The organism is Novosphingobium sp. AAP93 (assembly GCF_001296055.1).
Taxonomy (GTDB): domain Bacteria; phylum Pseudomonadota; class Alphaproteobacteria; order Sphingomonadales; family Sphingomonadaceae; genus Novosphingobium.
Map to the genome: position 1 here is coordinate 49,073 of NZ_LJHZ01000028.1, position 23,265 is coordinate 72,337.

A 23,265-nucleotide genomic window follows, 5' to 3' on the forward strand; every position below is an offset into this window, starting at 1 on the left:
GCTCCTTGAATTTGGTAAATCAGTTGACATTTTTTGAACCCTACCCTAGTCACATAGTCAAGAGCACGCGGAAACGCTGCTGCGGACCGGCTCACCGGGAGACGTTTCGATGCCTATCGCCAAAGCCGCTGGCTGACACGGGACCAGGATATGTGGCTCTATCCAGAAGTGCGCACGCTCGGTGATACCATCGCCTATTTCGCACGACACGAACCGGATCGGCGAGCACTGGTACACGGCTCACGCACCATCGAGTTCACCGAGTTCGACCGCATCGCCAACCGCATCGCACGCGGACTTCTCGCAAGAGGCGTCGGTGCTGGCGATCGCATCGGATTTTTCGGTCTCAACAGTCCGGACCTCTACTTCGCGCTGATCGGCACGGCGCGTACACGCGCAACTTTCGTACCGCTCAACTGGCGGCTTGCTGCACCCGAACTGGCCGCTCTGATCGCCGATTGCGAAACAGGGCTGGTCTTTGCCGAGCGCGCCCTCGAGCCGCTCTGGCGGGAGGCTCTTGCAATGGCTGGCAGCGAGGTCGAGACGGTATGGTTCGATGACGAGGACACGCTGGAAGCGCGGTTCGCTGGCGAACTGGACAGCTATCCTGCAGTCGCCGTAAGCGAGGAGGACATCGCGCTCCAGCTCTATACCTCAGGCACCACCGGCGTACCCAAGGGGGTGATGTTGAGCCACGGCGGGTTTAACCGAATGCGCCTGTGCGAGCATCTGGAACCGGCCTATCAGTGGCAGCACGACGACCTGTTCCTCAATCCCTTGCCGAATTTCCATCTGCTTGCGCTCGGCATCGCGATCCAGTGCCTCTACAACGGCGTTGCAGTCGGGATCCTGCGCCAGTTCGATCCAGCCGTGATGTGTGCCGCGATCCAGCGCGACCGACCGTCGCTGCTGACGCTGACACCCACGATGATCCAGATGCTGATCGACCATCCGTCAGCGGAGCACACCGATTTTTCCTCGGTGCGCCTGACACTCTATGCCGGCTCGCCCATTTCGCTCGGGCTCATTCGGCGGGCGATCCAGCGAATGCCAGGGCAGTTCATGCAGTTCTACGGATCGACCGAAGCTGGCGGAGCGTTCTCGATCCTGCGGCCGGACGAACACGATCTGAACGATGAGGGCCGTCTGCAATCGTGCGGACGGCCACTGCCACTCATCAGCTTCCGGATCATCGATAGCGAGGGTGAGGACGTGCCCGATGGCGAGCCGGGTGAACTGGTCGTACGCGCGCCTGCGATCACGGCTGGATACTGGAAGCAGCCTGAGGCAACCGCAAAGGCGATCCAGCATGGCTGGTACCGTACCGGAGACATCGCCCGGCGCGATGCGCAAGGGTTCTACTACCTTGTCGACCGGCTGAAGGACATGATCGTCTCCGGCGGCGAGAACATCTATTCCGCCGAAGTGGAGAACGCGCTGTCGACCCACCCTGCGGTCGCGCAAGTCGCGGTGATTGGGGTGCCTGATGCGCGCTGGGGAGAGGCAGTGCTGGCCTGCATCATGCTCCGCCCGGGGAGCACGGCCGACGAGGCAGAACTCATCGCCCATGCGCGAACCCTGCTTGCCGCCTACAAGGCGCCCAAGCGCGTGGTTTTCATGGAAAGCTTCCCATTGGTGCCCAGCGGCAAGATATCAAAGAAAGACCTCCGCGCGCCCTGGTGGGCAGGCGAGAACCGCAGCATCTCCTAGAGCACCGGGTAGTCGGTGTACCCCCGCGCTTCCCCGACATAGGCATAATCGAAATCGGGTGCCGCGATCTGAAGCCCCTCGCGCATGCGGCGCACGAGATCAGGATTGGCGATGTAGGGGCGTCCGAACGACACGGCATCGGCCTGCCCGCTGGTGATACAGGCATCGGCACTGGCCGCATCGAAGCTGCCGTTCTGAATGGTGACCCCAGGGAAGGCCTTGCGTACCCGTTCGACCACAGGATTGTCCGGGCGCTCCATGAAACCCGAAGCAATGGGTTCGATGAGGTGGACATAGGAAAGACCGAAACGGCCTGCTATCGTGGCTACCCCTTCGGCGAGGGCGCCCGGATCCTCATCACCCATGCCTTTGCGCGCGCTGGTCGGGCTGATCCGCAGCCCGACACGATCCGCCGGCATCTCGGACGTCACCGCCTCCAGCACCTCCTCGAGCAGCCGTGTGCGGTTGGCAAGGCTGCCGCCATAGTCATCGCTTCGCCGGTTGCTCGCGCTTTGCAGGAACTGGTCGATCACGTAGCCGTTGGCGCCGTGGACCTCGACCCCATCGAAACCCGCATCCCGGGCGCGCGCGGCACCTTGCCCGAACGCTTCGACGAGCAGAGCAATGTCTGCGGTGTCCATCTCGCGCGGGATGACATAGGGCTTCATCGGCAGGAAACCGCCTTGATACCCTTCGCCGGGCGGGGCGAACGTCTCGCCCGTGGCAGCGATGGCCGATGGCCCCAGCGGCTGCGCACCGCCGATGTAGTCGGGCAGGACCAATCGCCCCATATGCCACAGCTGAAGTACGATACGCCCTCCCGCAGCATGGACCGCATTGGTGACTGCGCGCCAGCCTTCGACCATTGCATCGGTCCAGATTCCCGGGACGCGGTACCAACCCATGCCGAGCGGATCGACGGCCGTCGCCTCGGACACGATCAACCCGCAATCGGCACGCTGCGCATAGTAAATCGCCATCAGCGCAGTGGGCACATTGTCCACACTGGCACGGGCGCGCGTAAGCGGAGCCATGACGACCCGGTTCGGCAGCGCCAGCGCGCCCATCTGCAATGGACTGAATAGGCTGGGCAAGGCGATTGTCATGGTTTCACTTTCCAAGCGATCTGCCCGCCGTCGAGCACTTTGCGCGTGCCGACATGGGCGGTGAAACGGGCGGCGTGATTGCCATCGCGCCAGATGCACCAGTCGAGTTCGTCGCCCGGCATGACCACCCCCGAAAAGCGGCAGGCCAGCAGCCTGAGCCCCGCCGGATCGCGGCCCAGCGCGCGCGATATGGCTGCGCCAGCGACGCCGTAGCTTGCAAGGCCGTGCAGGATCGGTCTGGGGAAACCGGCCTTCGCCGCAACGGCAGGATCGAGGTGCAACGGGTTCCAGTCGCCCGAGAGCCGGTAGATCAGCGCCGCGCGCGAGCTCGTCGCAAAGCGCGCCATCAGATCGGGTTTGCGTTCGGGCAAGGCATCGACACTGCGCGGCGCGGGCAGGCCGCCAAAGCCGCCGTCTCCGCGTAGAAGCAAGGTCTGCTCAAGCCGGCAGAGCAGTTCGCCGCCGTCGGCATTGAAGATCCGCCGCTCGAGCACGAGCACCGCGCCCTTGCCTTCGCCGCGATCGGTCAGCGAGATGACCTGCGCCTCACCCCGCACGCGCGCCGAGGGCGGCAGGGGGGCGAGGAATTCTGCGGACTGCGCGGCATGGACCAGCTTGCCGAAATCGACGCCCAGCGCAGGTTCCTTGATCCACATCCCCGGCGAGCATAGCGTGACCGCAAAAGTCGGCAGGACCGAAAGCGCCCGCTCGTCCAGAAACGCCAGATCGGCCGCATCGCAGGGATCGCAGCCCAGCCCCACGCCCAGCGCATAGAGGATCGCATCGCGCGGGCCATAGGTCTGTTCCGGCCGGCCAAAATCATGCGCGAGGATCGCAGCTGGCTGGATCACACCGGATCCCAGCTGAACACATCGGCAGAGCGGTGCAGCGGATAGAAGTCGTTCGCAAACTGGGGGAAGACCCGCTCGGTGATCGCTTCTGGCGTCCAGCCTTCCGCCGTGTGCGCGGCACGCATCGGGCGCGGCTGCGAGAACAGGAAGATCTCGTTGTTGCGCACGCCGAAGATCTGCCCCGTAACCTTGGCCGCGCCATCGCCGCACAGGGCGACGCACAGCGGCCCGATCTTGTTGGCATCGAGCTTCTTGAGGCCATCGACCCGCTTCTGCTGCTCAGGCGTATCGGTCGGAATGGAATCGATCATCCGCGTCCAAGCGAACGGCGCGACGGCGTTCGAGCGGACACCAAAGCGCTGCATATCGAGCGCGATGGACTTCGAGAGGCCGACGATCCCCAGCTTGGCGGCGGAATAGTTGGCCTGCCCGAAATTGCCGATCAGGCCGCTGGTCGAAGTCATGTGGACATAGGCCCCGCTGCCCTGCTCCTTGAAGAACGGGGCCGCCGCGCGGCTGGTGTGGAAGCTGCCCATCAGGTGCACGTCGATCACCGCGCGGAAATCCTCGGGGCTCATCTTGTGGAAGTAGACATCGCGCAAGTTGCCCGCGTTGTTGACCACCCCGTCGATCCGCCCGAAGCCATCGACGGCGGCCTTGACCATGCGGCAGGCTCCGTCCCATTCGGCCACGCTGTCGTGATTGGCGATGGCCTTGCCGCCCGCCGCGCGGATTTCCTCCACGACCTGCTCTGCGGGGGAGCCTTCATCGGCGCCCTCGCCGCTCAGCGCCACGCCCAGATCGTTGACCACGACCGCAGCGCCGGCCTCCGCCATCGCCAGCGCGATCCCGCGTCCCACGCCGCGCCCCGCGCCCGTCACGAGCACGGCCTTACCGTCCATCAATCCCATGGAATGTTCCTCAATAGCTCTTGGGCAGATCGAGCACTTTCTCCGCGATGAAGCAGAGGATCAGTTGCTCGGTGATCGGGGCGAGCCGGGTCAGTGCGCTTTCGCGGTAGAGCCGCTCGACATGGTATTCCTTGGCGTAGCCGAAGCCGCCGTGGGTCGCGACGGCCTGCCAAGCCGCATCATGGCAAGCACGCGCGGCAAGGAACTTCGCGGTATTGGCTTCGGCCCCGCAGGGCAGGCCCTGATCATAGAGGCGTGCTGCCTGCTGGGTCATCAGCCAGGCGCTTTCGAGGTACATCCACTTTTCCGCGAGCGGGTGCTGAATGCCCTGGTTCATGCCGATGGGCCGATCGAACACCACGCGCTCCTTGGCGTAGTTGACGCCCCGGCGCAGTGCATCGCGGCCGATGCCGATGGCTTCGGCGGCGATCAGGATGCGCTCGGGATTGAGGCTGTGGAGGATATAGCCGAAGCCCTTCCCCTCCTCGCCGATGCGGTCTTCCTCGGGAATGAACAGCCCGTCGATGAAGATCGCGTTCGAATCCACCGCCTTGCGGCCCATCTTGGGGATGAGGTGCACGTCGATCTTCGAACGGTCGAGATCGGTGTAGAAAATGGTGATCCCGTCGGTCGGCCGGGCGCAGTCTTCCAGCTTGGTCGTGCGGGTCAGCAGCATGATCTTGTTGGCGACCTGCGCGGTGGAGGTCCAGACCTTCTGCCCATGCACCACGTAGCCGCCGGGCACCTTCTCGGCGAAAGTCTTGATCCGGGTGGTGTTGAGCCCCGCATCGGGCTCTGTAAAGCCAAAGCAGCACTGGTCCTCGCCCGCGACCAGCCGCGGCACCCAGCGCGCCTTCTGCTCGGGCGTGCCCTTCACCACGATGGGGTGCGGGCCGAACAGGTTGATGTGGATGGTCGAAGCCGCCGCGAAGCCGCCGCCGCAGGCCGCAACCTCGTTCATCATGGTCATCGCCTCGGTCACCCCAAGGCCCGAACCGCCGAATTCCTCGGGCATGGTGATGCCGAGCCAGCCGCCATCGGCCATGGCGCGGTGAAACTCGCGCGGGAACTGGCCGTCATTGTCGCGGGCCAGCCAATAATCATCGCCAAACGGCGCGCAGGCAGCGCGGACGCCCTCGCGGATGGCCTGAAGGTCTTCCTCGGTGGGAAGCGGACGGGCTTGGGTCATTCGGTTTCTCCGACAGCGGCGAGCGTCTTCAATGCGGCCTTGAGGTGCGGGATATCGACCATCTTGCCATCAATCCCCAGCGTGCCCGCATCGGGATTGGCGGCGAACGCGTCCACGATCCGGCGGGCATGGGCGACTTCCGCCTCGGACGGCGTGAAGCAGCGGTTGATCGTGGCGACCTGATCGGGATGGATGGCGATGCGGCCAAGGAACCCGTCGCGGCGGGCGCGGCGGCAATCGGTCTCAAGCCCCTCGGCATCGCGGAAATCGGCATAGAGCGTATCGACCGGCACAACCCCGGCCGAAGCGGCGGCGAACAGGCACAGCGAGCGCGCGTAGCGATAGGGCTCAGTCCACCGCCCATCGGGTTCCTTGTTGTCCGTCGCGCCGATGGCAGCGGCCAGGTCTTCCGCCCCCCAGGTCAGGCCGACAAGGCGCGGATGCGGCGGCGTGTAGCTGCCGAGGGCGAACATCGCCTGCGGGGTCTCGGTGGCGACGACCATGATCCTGACCGTGCCCGGCGCCATCCCGGCGGCGGCTTCCAGCGGATCAATCATCGCCGCAATGGTGGCAATATCGTGCGCGCCGTTGGCCTTGGGCACGAGAATGCCGGCAAGGCCGGGGCGCACCACGGCGGCAAGATCATCGGCGGTCAGCCCGGTGTCGAGCGGGTTGACCCGCACGAAGAGGCTGGCCTCGATATCGCCCGCCTCACCCAGCCATCCCGCGACCAGCTCGCGCGCCGCCGCTTTCATCGAAGGCGCGACGGCATCCTCGAGATCGAGGATCAGCACGTCCGCACCGGCCGCACGGCCCTTGGCGAACTTGCGCTCGCTGTCTCCGGGCACGAACAGAAGCGAACGCAGCCTCATGCCACCGGCTTCTTCATCATGAGCGCATTGCGCACGGTACGGCACACCACTTCGTCGCGCTGGTTGAGCCCGACATGCTCAAACGTCACGATGCCCTGCGTCGGGCGAGATTTGCTTTCGCGAAGCTCCAGCACGCGCGTTTCGGCGCGGAGGGTGTCGCCCGAGAAGACCGGCTTGGGGAAGGTCGTATCGGTCATGCCGAGATTGCCGACCGTGGTGCCCATCGTCGTGTCCTGCACGCTCAGCCCGATCACGAGACCCAGCGTGAAGATCGAGTTCATCAGCGGCTGGCCGAATTCGGTGCCTTCGCAGTAAGCGTGATCGATGTGGATCTGCGCCGGATTGTAGGTGAGCGATGAAAACAGGCTGTTCTCGTAATCCAGCACGGTCTTGCGCACCTCATGCCTGAACACCTGCCCCACGGTGAATTCGTCAAACCAAAGACCCGCCATTTGCCTCTTCCTCTCAGTTCAGCCGGCCAAGGATCGCGACAGCGGCCACGCTGTTGAACGGCGATCCGCCAAGGTTGTGCGTCAGGCCGAAATCGACCTTGCCCCGCTGGCGCTCACCCGCCCGGCCCTGAAGCTGGGTGTAAACTTCATACGCCATGCGCAGGCCCGAAGCGCCGACCGGATGGCCGAAGCACTTGAGCCCGCCATCGAGCTGGCACGGGATCGCGCCGCCCGAATCATAGCGCCCATCGAGGATGTCGGCCGGAGCGCGGCCCTCGTCGGAGAGCCCCAGATCCTCCATGATCACCAGTTCGGTGATCGAGAAGCAGTCGTGCACTTCGGTCATGTCGAGCTCGGCGCGGGGATCGCGGATACCCGCTTCGGCATAGGCGCGCGCGGCGGCCGCGCGGGTGTTGGGCACCGAGGCCCCATCCCACGCGCCAAACTGCATTTCCCAGCCATTGCTCGCCGAAAGCTGGATCGCCTTGATCATGACCGGATCGGCCTTGCCGAGCGCGCGGGCGATTTCCGGCGTCGTCACGATGGCCGCCGCTGCGCCGTCCGAAACGCCGCAGCAATCGAACAGCCCCAGCGGATCGGCGATCAGCGGCGCATTGAGGATCTTGTCCATATCGACCGCGCCGCGCAGGTGCGCCTTGGGCGAAAGCGCGCCGTTCTGGTGGCTCTTCCACGAAACATGCGCCATCGCGCGTTTCAGATCGGCGGGAGCGATACCGTGTCGCGCGGCATAGGCCCCCGCGAGCTGCGCGAACGTGCCGGGGGCCGAACCATAGGGCATCCACAGATCGTTCTGCATGCCCTTGGTGCGCAGCGGCAGCCCGCCGTAGCCGGTGTCCTTCAGCTTCTCGGCACCGATGGCGAGCGCCACATCCACCGCGCCGGACGCCACGGCATAGGCCGCGCCGCGCAGCGCCTCGGTTCCCGTGGCGCACATGTTCTCGACGCGGGTGACCGGCACCTTGTCAAGCCGCAGGGCATGGGCCGCAGGCAGCGCGCTGTTGCCGACGTTGATATCGTCGAGCGCATTGCCGACCCACGCAGCCTCGATTCGCGCGCGCTCGATCCCGGCATCGGCCAGCGCTTCGGTGAAGGCTTCGACCATCAGTCCGTCCGCACCCATGTCCCAGCGCTCGCCGAAGCGCGTGCAGCCCATGCCGACGATGGCGACCTTGTCGCGAATACCCGTAGCCATCAGGCGTCTCCAAGCAGGGGCCGCGCCAGCGGCGCCGCCTTCCAGAAGTAAGTGCGAAAACCCAGACTGCGATTGTGGGACTTGATCCGCAGCCGCATCCGCACACGGTCGCCCACGCGAAAGCCGTCGGCCGGGCGGTTGACCATTTCCATGAGAACTCTCGCACCGTTATCGAACTGGACGAGGCCGAAGTCGAAGGGCGGGTCCGGGCAGAAATTGAGCCTGTCGGCGGTGATCGACACGATTGTCGCTTCCAGATCGGCGAGGCGGACGTCTTCCATTGCCTCGGCCGCACTGAGCGCAGGATTGACCGGAAAGGCGCTCTTGGGAAACTGCACGTTGCCGGTGCTGTCACGCCCGCCGATGAAGCCGATCATGTCGCGCCCAACCCGCTCAAGCACGGTCGCCTGCGCCTTCTGCTCGAACTCGGCGCGCATGCCCCAGTCGAGTTCGACCGAGCCGGTCAAGCTGAGGAAGCGGGAATAGCTCGCAAGGATCTGGCCCTCGTCAAGCGCGCTGCGCATGGCTGAAGCGCCCGGTACCGGGCCGGTTACTTCGAAGATAAGCGCATCCGCACCGCTGCCGAAGCCGACGAGCAGCACGAACTCGCCAGCCTGCGCCGCATCGAGCGCAAGGCCGAGCCCGAAGAGCGCATGGGCGGCCCCCAGATTGCCGACCTTTTCGGAAACCACTTCACAATGATTGGCAGCCTTGCACCCCAGGGGCTTGCCCATCGCGCGCCAGCAGCCGCCAACCGGTTCGTGGACGGCGACATGGGCGAGCTGCGCCGAGGCAATCCCGGCGTTCTCGCAGGCTGCACGCACGACCGGCAGCAGCACTTCGGCGACCGCGGTATCGCGCACGAAGCGCTCCTCGTAGGCGTAGGAGACCTCGTGCTCGCGCGAGGCGTAGCGGTCCACCAGATCGTGCGAGAGGCTGGCGTAGCCGGCAAGGCGCACCGGGGCCCCGGCTCCGGTGCGCACGGCAGCAGCACCATCTCCGAAGGCCAATTGCGCCGCGCTGCCTGCCTGCGTGGGCCGCCTCTCGCCAGCCGTCACGATCTCGTCGCGGTCGCCAAGCAGGGCCTCAAGCAGCGCGGACGTCGCGGCACGGCGCGAATTTGCGGCATCGCTGGTGCGCACCGTGCGGGGGAGCGCCAGCGCATCCAGCGCCATTCCGCTTTGCGCCCGGTCCGTGAAATACGCCGAGGTCGAGGCAAACCGCAGCGCATCGGGCGCGCTCATGCCGCATAGGGGCCGCGCCGCTTCCACGGCCATCGTGAAGGCATCTTCATCCCAATCGGCAACCGCGCGTGTGCCGCTGCGCGGCATGGGGAGGCCCGACCAGGCCAGCTCGCGCGCCGCCGTCTTACGGTCCAGCCGCAGCAGCGGGACATAGCCGCCGAGCGCGGCAATGCCGAACGATTGCGCTGCTCCTGACATCCCCATCTCCTCGATCCGATATCCTGCCTTATCGCTCAAATGTGGCGGTTTCCCTCCACTCGCGCTTGACAGCCTCGAATCATGTAGTAAACAGCTTAACATTATCTGGCAAGGGCAATTGGCCGCTGAGCCATGTGGAGCCAGCACGGAGACTACCATGACCTTTTCGACTGAAGGCACACAATCCGACCGTTCACCGCACGCTTGAAGGCTGCAAAATGATCGAACGTTCCCTCTTCCAGCCCGAGCACGAGATGTGGCGCCAGACCGTGCGCCACTTCGTCGAGAAGGAAATCGTCCCCTACCACGAGCAATGGGAGAAGGACGGCATCGTCCCGCGCGAGCTGTGGCTCAAGGCGGGCGAGGCCGGCCTGCTGTGCTGCACCGTGCCGGAAGAATACGGCGGCCTTGGACTTGACTATCTCTTCGATGTGGTTGTGTTCGAGGAACTGTGGCGCGTCGGGGCCAGCGGTCCAGGCTTCCTGATCCATACCGATCTCGTCGCCACCTATATCCTCACCTTCGGCAGCGAAGCGCAGAAGCGGCAATGGCTGCCGAAGATGGTGCGCGGCGAGGCGATCGGCTCGCTCGGCATGACCGAACCGCACGCTGGCAGCGACCTGAAGGCGATCCGCACCAAGGCCGAACGCGATGGCAATCACTTCGTGATCAACGGCCAGAAGGTGTTCATTTCCAACGGCCAGATGTGCGACGTGCTGGTGCTCGCCACCAAGACCGACACCGCCGCAGGGGCCAAGGGCGTCACGCTGTTCCTCGTCGATGCATCGCTGCCCGGCTTCAACCGGGGCAAGAACCTCGACAAGCTGGGGATGAAGGCACAGGACACTTCGGAGCTGTTCTTCGACAACCTGCGCGTCGATGCCGATGCCATGCTGGGCGAGGAAGGCCAGGGCTTTTCCCTGATGATGACCAAACTGGCGCAAGAGCGGCTGGCGCAGGCCATCCGCTCGGCCACCGTGGTCGAGACGGTGATCGACTACACCGCCCAGTACACCAGCGAGCGCAAGGCCTTCGACCAGACCATCGCCGATTTTCAGAACACCCAGTTTGTGCTCGCCGACCTCAAGGCCCGCAGCGTGATGGCACGTGTGTTTACCGACAAGTGCATCGAGCTGTTCATGCGCGGGGAACTTGATCCGGTAGACGCTGCCATGGCCAAGATGGTGACCTCCGAGCTGCACTGCGAAACCGTCGACAAGTGCCTGCAATTGTTCGGCGGCTGGGGCTACATGTGGGAATACCCTATCGCCCGCGCCTATGCCGATGCGCGCATAGTCAAGATCGCGGGCGGCTCGATCGAGGTGATGAAGACGATCATCTCGCGCGACATGTTCAAGGGCAAGCTGGCGCGCAGAAAGTGAACTGGCTTACGCAGCCTCTTGCGCCCGGCGCGGCGACGGCTAGTCCGGGAGCATCCACTCCCGGAGATGCCCGCATGATTCAGAAAAACCTCGATTCCAGCCTGCGTTTCGGCTTCCTCATCCACGACGTCTCGCGCCTGCGCCGCATTGTCGTCGACCGCGCGCTCAAGCCGCTGGGGCTGACGCGCTCGCAGTGGTGGGTGCTCGCCTTCCTCTCGCGCCGTGATGGCATGACCCAGACAGCGCTTGCTGCCGATCTCGACCTCACCAAGGTTGCCATTGGCGGCCTGGTCGACCGGATGGAAGCCGCCGGCTTCGTCGAACGGCGCTCCGACGAACGCGATGCCCGCGCCCGCCGGGTTTACCTGACCCGTGCAGGCCAGCGGCTGGTCTCGACGATCCGCGAAAGCGTGGACGCTGTCGAAGCCGACATTCTGGCGACCGTCAGCGAGGACGAACTCGACGCAGCCGCGCTGGTGCTCGTGAAAATCAAGAACCGCCTGCTCGAACTGGCTGGCGGTGAAGCTGAAGGCGGGCAGGACTTAGATCTCTGACCGCCGTACCCGAATGGAGGATTGCTTGAGAGGACTGGACGGAAAAGTCGCGATTGTCACTGGCGGTGGCCAGGGCATTGGTCGTGCCCTGTCGCTGCGGCTCGCGGCAGAGGGCTGCAAGGTCGCCATCTTCGACCTGAGCACGGCAGCCGGTGAGGAGACCGCCAAGCTGGCAGGCCCCGGCGCCACGGTCCGCACCTGGCAGCTCGATGTGAGCGACCTGCCTGCGGTTCAGGCAGCGGTCGAGGCGGTCGAGGCGGAACTTGGCCCGATCTGGGCGCTGGTAAACAACGCCGGGTGGGACCGCCCTGCCCCGTTCCTCAAGACCACGCCCGAGTTCTGGGACAAGGTCATCTCGATCAATCTCACCGGCAACCTCAACACGCACTACGCCGTGGCGGGCCGGATGGTCGAACATGGCGGCGGGCGCATCATCAACATCGCCTCCGATGCCGCCAAGGTCGGCACCGCGATGGAAGCGGTCTATTCGGCGTGCAAGGGCGGCCTCATCAGCTTCACCAAGTCGATCGCGCGCGAACTCGCGCGCAAGAACGTGCTGTGCAACGCGGTCTGCCCGGGGCCGACCAACACGCCGATGATGGCCGAAGTCGCCGGGACCGGCCCGGAGGCGGAGAAGTGGAAGGCTGCGCTTGAACGCGGCATCCCGCTCGGCCGCATGGGCGAGCCCGAGGACTATGCCGGCATCGTCGCGCTGCTCGCCTCGGAAGACGGCGCCTACATCACCGGGCAGGCCATCTCGGTCTCCGGCGGCATGAACATGGTCTGAGGCGCAGCTCTCTCAGCCTCGAAATCTCACGAAAGGATGCGCCATGAGCACTCCCGAATTCGAAGACATTCTCTATGAAGTGCGCGGCCGGGCCGCATGGGTCACGATCAACCGCCCCAAGCTCTACAACGCCTTCCGCGCGAAGACGATCGAGGAGCTGATCGCGGCGTTCAAGCTGGCGGCGGATGACAGGAATGTCTCCTCCGTCGTGCTGACTGGCGCGGGCGACAAGGCCTTCTGCACCGGCGGCGACCAGAGCGCGAAGGACGGCCAGTACGACGGACGCGGCATCGTGGGCCTGCCGATCGACGAGTTCCAGTCGATCATCCGCGACATCCCCAAGCCCGTCATCGCCCGCGTCAACGGCTTTGCCATCGGCGGCGGCAATGTGTTCGCCACGCTGTGCGATCTCACCATCGCCGCGGACACGGCCAAGTTCGGCCAGGTCGGCCCCAAAGTCGGCTCGGTCGATGCCGGCTGGGGCACGGCTTTCCTTGCCCGCCACGTGGGTGACAAGAAGGCGCGCGAGATCTGGTTCCTCAACCTCCAGTATTCCGCGCAGGAAGCGATGGAGATGGGCCTCGTCAACAAGGTCGTCCCGGCGGCCGAGCTCGATGCGGCGGTCGATGAATGGACCGAGATGCTCGGCCAGCGCTCCCCCACCGCGCTCGCGCTTGCCAAGCGCAGCTTCAATGCCGACAGCGACAACATTCGCGGCATCTCGATGATGGCGCTGAATTCGGTGAAGCTGTTCTACGACACCGAGGAATCGAAGGAAGGCATGCGCGCATTCCAGGAACGGCGCGCGCCGGAATTCCACAAGTACGTCAAGTAGTCTCACCGGGGCGCAGCACATGACCACGCGCCATCTGCGCCCCGGAGACCTGCCCGGCGTCCTCCCGCCGGGCGGTCTCACGCTGGTCTCGTCGAGCCCGGCCGAGTCCGATCTGCTCGTCAGCGAAGTGGCCGCAGCAGGGTCCGCACTCGGCGCGATGACCTTCTCCGGCGTGTTCGTGCCTGGCCTCAACAAGGCGGTCTGGAGCGCTGGCCCGGAAGCGCGGGTGCTGACCTTCTTCCAGACGCCCGAACTGCGCCGCGAAGGCGCGCGCTGCGATTTTCGCCCGCTTTGCTATCAGGATATACTGCGGCTCTACCGGCGCGAACGGCCCGCCGCGGCCCTGTTCATGTGCAGTCCGCCGGATGACGAGGGCCATTGCAGCTTTGGTGCCGAGACGGGCTTCATCGCCGCGCTCTGGCGCGAAATCCCGGTCCGCATTGCGCACATCAACCCCTCGATGCCGCGCACGCCTGGCGATCCCGGCGTTCCCCTTTCCGCCATCACCGCCTGCTACGAACAGGACCAGCCGCTGCGGACCATGGCAGGGGGCAGCGACGCCGTCAGCGAGGCGATTGCCGCCGCCATCGCGCCGCTGATCCCCGATGGGGCGACCTTGCAGACCGGCCTCGGCAAGATCCCCGATGCGGTGCTGCGCGCCCTGTCAGGGCACCGCAACCTGCGGCTCCACAGCGGCCTCATCGGCGATGGCGCGCTCGCGCTCGTCCGCTCGGGCGCAATGGCCCCGGGCCGCTCGGCGCTGGCCGGTGTCGCGATCGGCAGCGCAGAACTCTATGCCGGGCTCGATCACGAGCACTTCCAGTTCCAGCCCGTCTCGGTGACCCACGATCCGGCAACGCTGGCCGGGATCGAGCGGCTGGTGACGATCAATTCGGCAATGGAAGTCGATCTCTACGGCCAAGTCCACGCCGAGGCGTCGTCGCGCGGGTTCCTATCCGGCCCCGGCGGCGCGGGTGACTATGCGCGCGGCGCACGCGCCAGTCGGGGCGGACTCCGCGTGATTGCCCTGCCCTCTGCGGCGGGTGGCGCCAGCCGCATCGTGCCAGCGGGGCACGGCCACGGCCCGGTTTCGCTGTCGCGCTTCGACGTCGATCTCGTTGTTACCGAACACGGCGTGGCGGACTTGCGCGAACTGGGCCACGAGGCCCGCGCGCGGGCGCTCATCGCCATTGCAGCACCCGATCAGCGCGAGGCCCTCGCCCGCAGTTGGCGTGACAGCATGAACGCGCTTCAGGAGAACTAGGATGTCGCAAGGCAAGGTCATCATCAGCTGCGCCGTCACCGGCTCGATCCACACCCCGTCGATGTCGCCGCACCTGCCGGTAACGCCGCAGGAGATTGCCGAAGCCGCGCTGGGCGCGGCCGAGGCCGGGGCCGCGATCGTCCATCTCCACGCGCGCGATCCACACGATGGCCACCCGGTCCATACGCCAGAGGACTTCGAACCCTTCCTGCGCGTGATCAAGCAGAGCAGCGATGTGGTGGTGAACCTTACTACGGGCGCCTCGCCCTACATGCCGGTCGAATACCGCGTGAAGCCCGCCGAAGTGTGGAAGCCCGAAGTCGCCAGCCTCAACATGGGCTCAATGAACTTCGGCCTGTTCCCGATGCTGAAGCGGTTCAAGGACTTCAAGCACGCGTGGGAACCGGAAATGCTGGAGGGGAGCCACGATCTCGTGTTCCGCAACAGCTTCAAGGACATCCGCTACGCGCTCGACACGCTGAACGCCACCGGCACGCGCTACGAGTTCGAGTGCTACGACACGAGCCACCTCTACAACCTGCACTACTTCTGGAGCGAGGGCCTCGTGCAGGCGCCGCTGTTCATCCAGACCTGCTTCGGCCTGCTTGGCGGCATCGGCGCGCATCCGGATGACGTGATGCACATGAAACGCACGGCGGACCGGCTGTTTGGCGACAACTACCGCTGGTCGGTGCTGGCAGCGGGTGCGAACCAGATGAAGGTTGCGGCCATGGCGGCCAGCATGGGCGGCCACGTGCGCGTGGGGCTGGAAGACAGCCTGTGGATCGGGCGCGGCCAGCTGGCGAAAAGCAATGCCGAACAGGTGACGCGCGTCCGCCAGATCATCGAGGGGCTGGGGCTCGAGGTCGCCACGCCCGACGATGCCCGCGCAATCTTGTCGCTGAAAGGCGCCGATGCCGTCGGCTTCTGATCCCTTCCTGCCCCTGGCTGACGTTTTCGCGCGGGTTCCGCCCGAACGCGAAGCGCTGCTTCACGGCAGCGAGCGGTGGACTTTCGGCGAGCTCGATGCGCGCAGCGCGAGCCTTGCGGCATGGCTTCTCGGCAAAGGCGTAGAGCCGGACGATCTGGTCGCCTTCCAGCTGCCCAACGGGCCGGATTTCCTCGCTCTCACCTTCGCGATCTACCGCTGCGGCGCGACACCTGCCCCGCTGTCGCATCGCCTGCCGCCTGCCGAGCGCGATGCGATCCTGTCCATCATGCAGCCGCGCTGCGCGGTCGATGCGGCGATGCTGCCTGCGTCGTACGCGACCACAGCGCCGATAGCACCGCGCCCGGTCGCCAAATCCTGGAAGGCCTGCACCAGCGGGGGCAGCACCGGCACGCCCAAGGTCATCGTCGATGGCCGCCCCGCCGGGTTTCCGGCCGGCACGAGCTTCATCGGCATCCCCGCCGAGGGCCGCGTCGTGGTTCCCGGCCCGCTCTATCACAACGCGCCTTTCAGCGCGGCGGTCTTCGCGCTGTGGAACGGCTCTACCGTCCACACCATGGACCGGTTCGATGCGGCGCAAGCACTGGACCTGATAGCCCGGAACTGCATCAGCTGGGCGCTGATGGTGCCCACCATGATGCACCGGATCATGGCCCTGCCCGCAGCCGTCCGCTCCACCCATCGCTTCGCCGCGTGGAAGCAGGTCGTCCACACTGCCGCCCCCATGGCGCCCTGGCTGAAGCAGGCGTGGATCGACTGGCTTGGCCCTGATCACATCTGGGAAGTCTACGGCGCAACCGAAGGCCTCGTCCGCTGCTGGATTGGCGGGCGCGAGTGGCTGGAGCGGCCCGGCTCGGTCGGAAGGCCCATCGGCAATGCCCGCATCCGCATCCTGCGCCCCGATGGCACCGACGCCAAACCGGGCGAGCAGGGTGAAGTCTTTGCCATGCCGCCGGGCGGCCCCGGATCGACCTACCGCTATATCGGGGCCGAGCGCCGCGCCACGGCAGATGGTTGGGAAAGCGTCGGTGATATCGGCTGGCTCGATGCGGACGGCTTTCTCTTCCTCGCCGACCGCCGGGATGACCTCATCATCAGCGGCGGCATCAATATCTGGCCCGCCGAAGTCGAAGCCGCCATTCTTCGACACCCGGAGGTGCGCAGCTGCGCCGTCTTCGGCAAACCCGACCCGGATCTGGGGGCCGTGGTCCACGCCGTGATCGAAAGCGACGCGGCGCTGACCCTTGAAAGCCTCTGTGCCTTCCTCGCCGATCACCTCGCGCGCCCCAAGCATCCGCGCTCGATCGACGTTACCCGCCAGACCGTGCGCGACGATGCGGGCAAATTCCGCAAGCCGCGCATGACGACCACGGAGATGCCCGCATGACCCTGCCCGCCCTCACCCAGTTCCGCGTCGAACTCCAAGAAAATGGCCTCGTCCACCTCGTCTTCGATTGCCCCGACCGGTCGATGAACGTGTTCTCCAACAAGGCGATCCACGAACTTGGCGAATTCGCCGAATGGCTGCACCGGGCCGATGTGAAGGGCGTGCTGGTGCGATCGGGCAAGGCCACGGGGTTCTGCGCGGGCGCTGATCTCACCGAACTTGGCGTTGCCTACGACATGATCGTCGCCGCGCCCGCCGCTGATCGCTTCGATATCGCCTTCAACCATTTCTTCCCGCTCAGTCATGCCATCCGGCGGCTGGAAACTGCGGGCAAGCCCATAGCCGCCGCAATTGCGGGCGTTGCGCTCGGCGGTGGCTGCGAGCTGGCGCTGGGCGCGCACTACCGCGTCGTCACCCGCAATCGCCGGGCCATGCTCGGCCTGCCCGAATGCGCGGTGGGGCTGCTTCCCGGTGCTGGGGGAACCCAGCGGATGCCCCGTCTGGTTGGCGTGGAGCTCGGCCTTGAAGTGCTGCTGCTCGGACGCACGCTCGCTGGCACAGAGGCGCAGGAAGCGGGCCTCGTCCATGCCGTGGTAGACGAGGGCGAGGAAATCGCTGCGGCTGAGGCGTGGCTGCTTTCCGGGAACGCGCACGCCGTGCAGCCGTGGGACCGCGCCGATGCCGATCCGCTCGCCCATGCGGCCTATGCCGATGCCATCGCCGCGCACCGCGCGCGCGAAATGGCGCGCATGTCAGGCCACGAACCCGCCCCGCTCGCGATCCTCGATTGCGTCGAGCTTGGCCTCATGCAACCGCTGGACGGCGCAATCCGCGCGGAAATGTCGGTCTTCGCGCGCCTGATCCAGCGGCCCGAGCCACGCAACATGATCCGCACGATGTTCCTGGGCAAGCAGGCCTATGACAAGGCCAGCCGGGACGGCACACTTTCACCGGCGGTGATCGCGGCGAGCGAGGCGATTACCCGGCTGGTTGGCCCGGCCATGTCCGAGCATGCGGATCTGACCGCAGCGCTTGCCTCATTGGCGTCCGAAATGGGCAGGACCGTGGCGAAGGTTTCCGCAGCCGAGATGCTCCAGCTGGACCACGCCGTCACCTTGAGCGGTGCAATCCCGGCCTATCTGGGCGGGGTCAGCGGCGTGCTTGAGCGAGCGGCTTAGCCCTCGCCAACGCCACGCGCGTTCAGTGTTGAAACTTCGGGCGGTGCGCCAAGGTGGGCAATCAAGGCCTTGAAGGCAGCCTTGTCGATCCGCTGGCTACCCTCGGCATAGTGCGCCGCCGATTGCCAACGCTCGATGAAAATGCAGCGATTTGCATCTGCCTCATCCTGCCAGATATCGACCCCGACAACTCCGTCGAGAGCGGATAGCAGCTCTGACAGTCTGCCAAGTTCAGCCAGCAAGGCCTCAGCCGCGCCTTCCTTTGCCCGCAGCACATAATGCTTGATCAACAGGTCCATGGCCGCGTCCCGCTCGTGCTGCGAAGACGCGGGCAGAGCCACCGGCTCGGCCCGCGTCCTTCATGAGGGTTCAGGCTTTCGGAGGCAGCGCCGCGATCAGCTCGGGCGCAATGTCCTTCTTGCCGTGTTCGTCGATATGGCGCTGGATGCGCTCCTGGATCGCGGCACCGATCTGCCCGGCCAGTTCCGGCCGGTTGGCGCGGCATTCGGCTTCCGAAACAGCGCGGTTGTCGATCATGTCATCGACCTGCGGGATCACGAAGCGGGCAAACATCTCGTAAGACCGCTTGGTCTCGGCCCAGTCTGCCCAGTTGTGCGCAAACAGCACCAGCGTGCCGAAGCCGCCCGATTGTGCCTGAAGCCGTTTGATCTGCGCCACCGCATCATCCGGTGTGCCGATAACGGCCATGTGCGAGCTCATCAGCGCATCAATCACATCGCCGCCGCCGGGAACGATCGGCAAGGCCGCGACGTTGCGAAGATAGTCGGCCCAGCCCTCGACACCGAACTCGACTTCCTTGCGCGCCTGCTCGCGCGTCGGTGCGATATGCATCGGCGCGACGAGGCGCCAGTTCTTGCGATCCACCGTCTGGCCGCTGGCCTTGGCCACGTCCTCGGCAATGTTCCAGTTGGCCGAGAGCGCATCGAACGCGCCGCCGGAGGTGGCACCGAAAGAAAGCATGCCGATCCCGTTGCGCCCCGCCGCGCGCGAACCGGTGGGAGACACCGTGCTGGCCGCGATCATCTCGATCCCGGGCCGCGAATAGGGGGTCATGTGGATGCGCGCGTTATCAAGCGTGAACCAGTCGGTCTTGGCCGTCACCGTCTCGCCGCGCATCAGGCGGACGAGCACGTCGATGCCTTCGTCCATCATGTCGCGCTGCTTGGAAACTGGAATGCCCATCATCTTGGCATCGGAGGCGAGCGAGCCCGGCCCCATGCCGAGCATGACGCGGCCGCGGGTCATGTGATCGAGCTGGCTGTAGCGTTCGGCGATCATCAGCGGATGATGATAGGGCACCGAGGTCACCGCCGAACCCAGCTTGATGCGCTTGGTGCGCTCAGCCGCTGCCGCGATCATGATTTCCGGGCTGGCGATCAGCTCCCAACCGGCCGAATGGTGCTCACCATACCACAGCTCGTCGAAACCGAGGTAATCGAGGTGCTCCGCAAGCTCGAGATCGCGCTGCAACGTCAGCGTCGGGTTTTCGTTCAGGGGATGGTGAGGACCGCAAAAAGCGCCAAAGCGAAGCTTGCCAGACATCCGTGTTCTCCAGACTAGTAGTCGTTTGACTGTGCCCCGTGACGTCCGGGGTGCTGTGAACCGGGCGGATGAGGGAACCCGCCCGGCCCTGACTTCAGAACTTGTAGCGCAGTTCAGCCATGAAGGTGCGCGGTGCGCCCGGAACCACGGTGTTGAACTGGAACAGCTCGCCAGTGGCGATACCGCCCACGTAGTAGACCCGGTTGAAGGCGTTCTTGAGGTTGGCCGCCAGCGACCAGCCCGCCTTGTTGTCCGCCAGGCCGAGGCGGAAGTTCACCAGCGTATACCCCTTAATGTTGGCGCCAGGGCTGCGGTTGCCGGTCGATGCGAACCAGAACAGCGACTGCGCATAGAGGTCTGACCGCAGGCTGAGATCAATCGAATCGCGAACCGGGACGGTGACTTCACCGAAGGCCGAACCCGACCATTCCGGCGTATCGGGATAAGTGCCGAAAGGAACCGGAGTGCCGCCGCCAATCGAGACCAGATTGTCGGTGAACCGCGCATTGGTGTAGTTGAGCGAGCCGCCAAGGTTCAGCCACGAAGCCGGCCGGATGGAACCATCGAATTCAAAACCGGTGATCTTCGAGAAGGGTACGTTGACGGTCACGGCGGCAGGGGTCGAACCCAGCAGCGTGTAGGCCACGCGCTGCCCGTCCTTGATCCAGTTCTGGTATCCGGCCAGATTGAACTGGACCGGAACACCGCCCATCTGCCCGCGATACTTGATGCCGATTTCCGCGTCGGTCAGGGTTTCGAGCCCATATTCGTTGCCGCCCGTTGAACCGAGGCCGGGCTTGGGGTTCTGGATCCCGTTGTAGCCACCGTTCTTGTAGCTGCGACGCGAGGCGAGATAGACCAGCAGGTTCGGATTGACCTGATACTGGAGACCCAGCGTCCAGCTGAGGTTGCCGAAGGACTTGCGCTGATTGAAATCAAAGGTCGCTCGGACTGCGGGGGGCTCGTTGTAGGCCGTGTCCGCCGGGAGCGTGTCGAACTTGATCTTCTCATGCGTGTAGCGCGCACCGATCGTGATACCGAGACCTTCGAGACCGGTCGCCTCGCTGAGATCATAGGTGCCCTGCGCATAGCCCGCGATCATGTCGCGCGTGGTCAGCTTGTTGTAGTTCGTCCGCGACGTGAGCGGGGGGAACTGCAGCAGCAGGCTGGTCGTGACGTTCTCGTTGGTTTCATGGCTGAGGAAGCCGCCGATCACGTAGTCGAGGTTTCCGTCGAACGCCTTGCCGACCAGCTGAAGCTCCTCGGAATACTGGCGCGTGTTGTCGTTCTTGCCGCCATCGCCGTTGTCATCGATGCCGAACGGCGTGCCGTCGATGTCGCCCCGGATGCCGTTCTGGAGATAGGTATAGCCGAAGATGTTGCGGATCTTGGTGTCCGGCCCGACCTCGAACGAGGTGATGTTGGAGATGATGATGTTGCGGCCGCGATACTCCGCCGGGCCATCCGATTCGATCTGATACGGACCGCGCGCCTTCTGGGTCGCCAGATAGGACGCAAGACCGCCGGGATCGAGCTTCGGGTTGGCCGCAGCATAGGCGGCAGCGCAGTTGTTCGTCGTGTCGTTGCAACCAGCGGCACCGCCGGTGAAGGCATTGATCAGGAAATTGTACTGCGCCTGATTGCCGAAATTGGTCAGCGCAATCAGCGGGATGAGCCCGGTCGGCTCAAGGCTGTCGATCAATCCGCTCAGGCTGTTGCCGCCCGAATGCAGGTAGTCGACCACGAGTTCGTTCTTGATGGTATCCGAAAGCTTGAAGGTCAGGCTACCGCGCAGGCCATAGCGATCGACATTGCCGGCGCGCGTGTTGTTGAACAGGTTGCGCTGATAGCCATCGCGCTTTTCATAGAAGCCGGCCACGCGGGCCAGCACATTCTCGCCCGCCAGCGGCACGTTGAGCGCGCCTTCGAGCTGGTAGGACTTGTAGTTGCCAACGCGTCCGCTGAAGTACCCGCCGAAGTTCTCGTCCGGCTTGACCGACGTGAACAGAACAGCGCCGCCGGTCGAATTGCGGCCGAACAGCGTGCCTTGCGGCCCCTTGAGCACCTGCACCGACTGCAGATCGTAGAACGCCGAGGAACCGCCGCCGACACCATCGAGCTGGATTTCGTTGAAATAGGGCAGAACGCCGGGGCGCGTATCGCTGAAGGCATCAAGCGACTGGCCGCGCAGGGCGTAGTTCAGCTGGTTGGAATTGTAGCCCGCGCGGATGATCAGACCGGGGCTGGCCGCCTGCAAATCCGCCTCGGTCACGATGGCCCGCTTGGCAAGGGCATCGCCGCTGACCACCGAGATGGCCACCGGCGTGCGCTCGAGAGCTTCGGCGCGGCGCTGCGCGGTGACGATGATCTCGCCTGCAGGATCGCTGGCAGCAGCCCCGTCCTGCGCAGCCTGTGCATGTGCGGCAGTTGCATTGGCGAGGGTCAGTGCAGTCAATGCGGATGCAATGCCAATCTTGTGCTTGGTCATGGAAATCCCCTTCCCTTGTATGTCTTGGATTTTGCCTTTGCGCCGTTGCCCGCCGGACATGGCCGGCCTGGCAAGGACGTCGGGGATCTCTTCCGCCCGAACGGTTTTTGGTGAACCAATTCACTGAATATGGTCCAATCACCATTCTGTCAACACACTAGTTGAAAACTATCGCAAATGCCGGCGAAAGGCTGGAATTGAGCCAGCCCTCGGCGAGCCCCGTCAGGTGCTTGGCCGGAACAATTGGTGCGGTGCGCTGTGGACAGCGAGTCGGGCAGGGAAAGCGCGCTGCTATCCAGCCTAGCGATCCGGTCAGGATGCGCCTGCCGACCGCCCTCAGGCCCCGCCCCACACGCCGTGGAGGGAGCTAAAAAATCATCAAAAACAAATACTTGATGTCAGTAAGGCGACTCAAGACCCGACAGGATCATTTCCGCATAGATCTTGCCGATCTCCTGCGCGCTCGATTCGCTCTTATCGGGCCTGAACCAGCGATGGGTCCAACCAAGCACTCCGAAAATGCCATAGGCGACAACACGTGGAGATCCGATGTTGCGAAAGCTCTTGTCGGCATAACCTTCTTCGATGATCGAGATCACAGCCTCAGTCGTCTCGCGGTTCATCTCGCGCATTTCTCGCGACCAGGCGGCGCGTGATTGTTCGACATGACTCAGATTCTCACGGATGTAGATGTAAAACATCGGATATTTTTCGCCGTAAGACGTCATGATCGCCATGATGAACTCCCTCAGCTTTCGCCTTGGGGTCATGTTGCTTTCGCATATGGATTTGGTGATTTTAAGATTTTCTTCAACTACCGATCGAACCACTTCGTCAAATAGGGCTTCTTTTGACGGGACATAGTAATAGAGCGATGCCCTATCGACCCCCATCTCATCAGCTACGGCCTTGAGTGTGGCACGCTGCAAGCCAACCCGGTTGAATACGCGGACTGCTGCCTGCGCAATTTCAATCCTGCGCTCCGCGTAGGCTTTGCTTGAATCCTCGCTGGCAGCAAGGCGCCGTGAGCCAATCCCGCTGATTTTCTTCAAAGATGCCTGCCCTCTTGAGAATGGATCGATGGCGGCTTTTTGGCCCCACCTGCCCCTCAACACCACGAACCACGCCCACC

Annotated in this window: 21 protein-coding genes; 9 read left to right on the plus strand and 12 right to left on the minus strand. The window is 64.7% G+C overall.

All coding sequences use genetic code 11. From position 1 onward, the window contains the following. The first annotated feature begins 150 nt into the window (after window positions 1-150). The gene (locus IP83_RS05965; RefSeq protein WP_054121296.1) at window positions 151-1,710 is read left to right on the plus strand and encodes a long-chain-fatty-acid--CoA ligase; all 1,560 of its coding nucleotides are present in this window, start codon (window positions 151-153) and stop codon (window positions 1,708-1,710) included. On the opposite strand, the gene IP83_RS05970 is transcribed toward IP83_RS05965, so the two are convergent. Genes IP83_RS05970 through IP83_RS06005 form a run of 8 tightly spaced genes read right to left on the minus strand, consistent with a single transcriptional unit; the run spans window position 1,707 to window position 9,785 of the window. After that, window positions 1,707-2,816, minus strand: coding sequence for an alkene reductase (locus IP83_RS05970; protein WP_156309600.1), 1,110 nt, complete (start codon window positions 2,814-2,816; stop codon window positions 1,707-1,709). The two genes, IP83_RS05965 and IP83_RS05970, sit on opposite strands and share 4 nt — an antisense overlap. Beyond that, complete coding sequence (locus IP83_RS05975; protein ID WP_054121297.1) at window positions 2,813-3,667, minus strand: MaoC/PaaZ C-terminal domain-containing protein; 855 nt, start codon at window positions 3,665-3,667, stop codon at window positions 2,813-2,815. Before IP83_RS05975 ends, IP83_RS05970 begins: the two co-directional genes overlap by 4 nt. Further along, a complete protein-coding gene (locus IP83_RS05980; RefSeq protein WP_369816998.1) occupies window positions 3,664-4,569 on the minus strand; it encodes an SDR family NAD(P)-dependent oxidoreductase in 906 nt (301 codons plus the stop codon). Before IP83_RS05980 ends, IP83_RS05975 begins: the two co-directional genes overlap by 4 nt. Before the next feature lie 19 nt (window positions 4,570-4,588). Further along, window positions 4,589-5,767 carry an acyl-CoA dehydrogenase family protein gene (locus IP83_RS05985; RefSeq protein WP_054121299.1) on the minus strand — a complete coding sequence of 393 codons (1,179 nt, stop codon included), beginning with the start codon at window positions 5,765-5,767 and terminating at the stop codon, window positions 4,589-4,591. Continuing rightward, window positions 5,764-6,639 (minus strand): CoA ester lyase, encoded by an 876-nt coding sequence (locus IP83_RS05990; protein WP_054121300.1) that lies wholly within the window; start codon window positions 6,637-6,639, stop codon window positions 5,764-5,766. Before IP83_RS05990 ends, IP83_RS05985 begins: the two co-directional genes overlap by 4 nt. Beyond that, window positions 6,636-7,091 (minus strand): MaoC family dehydratase, encoded by a 456-nt coding sequence (locus tag IP83_RS05995; RefSeq protein ID WP_054121301.1) that lies wholly within the window; start codon window positions 7,089-7,091, stop codon window positions 6,636-6,638. Before IP83_RS05995 ends, IP83_RS05990 begins: the two co-directional genes overlap by 4 nt. A 13-nt stretch (window positions 7,092-7,104) precedes the next feature. Then, window positions 7,105-8,304 (minus strand): acetyl-CoA acetyltransferase, encoded by a 1,200-nt coding sequence (locus IP83_RS06000; RefSeq protein WP_054121302.1) that lies wholly within the window; start codon window positions 8,302-8,304, stop codon window positions 7,105-7,107. Then, window positions 8,304-9,785, minus strand: a complete 1,482-nt coding sequence (locus IP83_RS06005) for an OB-fold domain-containing protein (RefSeq protein WP_197274293.1) — start codon at window positions 9,783-9,785, stop codon at window positions 8,304-8,306. Before IP83_RS06005 ends, IP83_RS06000 begins: the two co-directional genes overlap by 1 nt. A gap of 179 nt (window positions 9,786-9,964) precedes the next feature. Between IP83_RS06005 and IP83_RS06010 the strand changes: the two genes are divergently transcribed. The 8 genes from IP83_RS06010 to IP83_RS06045 all read left to right on the plus strand — a co-directional run bounded on the left by IP83_RS06010 (window position 9,965) and on the right by IP83_RS06045 (window position 18,082). Next, entirely contained in the window at window positions 9,965-11,128 is a 1,164-nt protein-coding gene (locus tag IP83_RS06010; RefSeq protein WP_054121304.1) for an acyl-CoA dehydrogenase family protein, read from the plus strand. Between the two features lie 74 nt (window positions 11,129-11,202). Beyond that, window positions 11,203-11,682 (plus strand): MarR family winged helix-turn-helix transcriptional regulator, encoded by a 480-nt coding sequence (locus IP83_RS06015; protein ID WP_054121305.1) that lies wholly within the window; start codon window positions 11,203-11,205, stop codon window positions 11,680-11,682. 25 nt (window positions 11,683-11,707) lie between these two features. Continuing rightward, window positions 11,708-12,469: an SDR family NAD(P)-dependent oxidoreductase gene (locus tag IP83_RS06020; RefSeq protein ID WP_054121361.1), complete on the plus strand. Its 762-nt coding sequence runs from the start codon at window positions 11,708-11,710 to the stop codon at window positions 12,467-12,469. A 43-nt stretch (window positions 12,470-12,512) separates the two neighbouring features. Beyond that, entirely contained in the window at window positions 12,513-13,304 is a 792-nt protein-coding gene (locus IP83_RS06025) for an enoyl-CoA hydratase-related protein (protein WP_054121306.1), read from the plus strand. Between the two features lie 19 nt (window positions 13,305-13,323). Continuing rightward, entirely contained in the window at window positions 13,324-14,568 is a 1,245-nt protein-coding gene (locus tag IP83_RS06030; protein WP_054121307.1) for an acetyl-CoA hydrolase/transferase C-terminal domain-containing protein, read from the plus strand. 1 nt (window position 14,569) lies between these two features. Then, on the plus strand, window positions 14,570-15,499 hold the full coding sequence (locus IP83_RS06035; protein ID WP_054121308.1) for a 3-keto-5-aminohexanoate cleavage protein: 930 nt from the start codon (window positions 14,570-14,572) through the stop codon (window positions 15,497-15,499). After that, the gene (locus IP83_RS06040; protein WP_054121309.1) at window positions 15,483-16,904 is read left to right on the plus strand and encodes an AMP-binding protein; all 1,422 of its coding nucleotides are present in this window, start codon (window positions 15,483-15,485) and stop codon (window positions 16,902-16,904) included. Before IP83_RS06035 ends, IP83_RS06040 begins: the two co-directional genes overlap by 17 nt. Continuing rightward, window positions 16,901-18,082 carry an enoyl-CoA hydratase-related protein gene (locus tag IP83_RS06045; RefSeq protein ID WP_054121310.1) on the plus strand — a complete coding sequence of 394 codons (1,182 nt, stop codon included), beginning with the start codon at window positions 16,901-16,903 and terminating at the stop codon, window positions 18,080-18,082. Before IP83_RS06040 ends, IP83_RS06045 begins: the two co-directional genes overlap by 4 nt. On the opposite strand, the gene IP83_RS06050 is transcribed toward IP83_RS06045, so the two are convergent. From IP83_RS06050 to IP83_RS06065, 4 genes are all read right to left on the minus strand, one after another. Further along, entirely contained in the window at window positions 18,079-18,381 is a 303-nt protein-coding gene (locus IP83_RS06050; protein WP_054121311.1) for a putative quinol monooxygenase, read from the minus strand. The genes IP83_RS06045 and IP83_RS06050 overlap by 4 nt on opposite strands. Window positions 18,382-18,451: 70 nt before the next feature. Then, a complete protein-coding gene (locus IP83_RS06055) occupies window positions 18,452-19,645 on the minus strand; it encodes an LLM class flavin-dependent oxidoreductase (protein WP_054121312.1) in 1,194 nt (397 codons plus the stop codon). Between the two features lie 94 nt (window positions 19,646-19,739). Next, a complete protein-coding gene (locus IP83_RS06060) occupies window positions 19,740-22,133 on the minus strand; it encodes a TonB-dependent receptor (protein WP_054121313.1) in 2,394 nt (797 codons plus the stop codon). Window positions 22,134-22,531: 398 nt separating this feature from the next. Then, complete coding sequence (locus IP83_RS06065; protein WP_054121314.1) at window positions 22,532-23,185, minus strand: TetR/AcrR family transcriptional regulator; 654 nt, start codon at window positions 23,183-23,185, stop codon at window positions 22,532-22,534. Window positions 23,186-23,265 lie beyond the last annotated feature (80 nt).

Bases quoted from the DNA above. Each gene is read 5' to 3' on its own strand.
- IP83_RS05990 (WP_054121300.1), bottom strand. From the start codon at position 6,639: ATGAGGCTGCGTTCGCTTCTGTTCGTGCCCGGAGACAGCGAGCGCAAG.
- IP83_RS06035 (WP_054121308.1), top strand. From the start codon at position 14,570: ATGTCGCAAGGCAAGGTCATCATCAGCTGCGCCGTCACCGGCTCGATC.
- IP83_RS05980 (WP_369816998.1), bottom strand. From the start codon at position 4,569: ATGGACGGTAAGGCCGTGCTCGTGACGGGCGCGGGGCGCGGCGTGGGA.
- IP83_RS06060 (WP_054121313.1), bottom strand. From the start codon at position 22,133: ATGACCAAGCACAAGATTGGCATTGCATCCGCATTGACTGCACTGACC.
- IP83_RS06045 (WP_054121310.1), top strand. From the start codon at position 16,901: ATGACCCTGCCCGCCCTCACCCAGTTCCGCGTCGAACTCCAAGAAAAT.
- IP83_RS06030 (WP_054121307.1), top strand. From the start codon at position 13,324: ATGACCACGCGCCATCTGCGCCCCGGAGACCTGCCCGGCGTCCTCCCG.
- IP83_RS05965 (WP_054121296.1), top strand. From the start codon at position 151: ATGTGGCTCTATCCAGAAGTGCGCACGCTCGGTGATACCATCGCCTAT.
- IP83_RS06015 (WP_054121305.1), top strand. From the start codon at position 11,203: ATGATTCAGAAAAACCTCGATTCCAGCCTGCGTTTCGGCTTCCTCATC.
- IP83_RS06010 (WP_054121304.1), top strand. From the start codon at position 9,965: ATGATCGAACGTTCCCTCTTCCAGCCCGAGCACGAGATGTGGCGCCAG.
- IP83_RS06040 (WP_054121309.1), top strand. From the start codon at position 15,483: ATGCCGTCGGCTTCTGATCCCTTCCTGCCCCTGGCTGACGTTTTCGCG.
- IP83_RS06055 (WP_054121312.1), bottom strand. From the start codon at position 19,645: ATGTCTGGCAAGCTTCGCTTTGGCGCTTTTTGCGGTCCTCACCATCCC.
- IP83_RS06000 (WP_054121302.1), bottom strand. From the start codon at position 8,304: ATGGCTACGGGTATTCGCGACAAGGTCGCCATCGTCGGCATGGGCTGC.
- IP83_RS05995 (WP_054121301.1), bottom strand. From the start codon at position 7,091: ATGGCGGGTCTTTGGTTTGACGAATTCACCGTGGGGCAGGTGTTCAGG.
- IP83_RS05970 (WP_156309600.1), bottom strand. From the start codon at position 2,816: ATGACAATCGCCTTGCCCAGCCTATTCAGTCCATTGCAGATGGGCGCG.
- IP83_RS05985 (WP_054121299.1), bottom strand. From the start codon at position 5,767: ATGACCCAAGCCCGTCCGCTTCCCACCGAGGAAGACCTTCAGGCCATC.
- IP83_RS06050 (WP_054121311.1), bottom strand. From the start codon at position 18,381: ATGGACCTGTTGATCAAGCATTATGTGCTGCGGGCAAAGGAAGGCGCG.
- IP83_RS06025 (WP_054121306.1), top strand. From the start codon at position 12,513: ATGAGCACTCCCGAATTCGAAGACATTCTCTATGAAGTGCGCGGCCGG.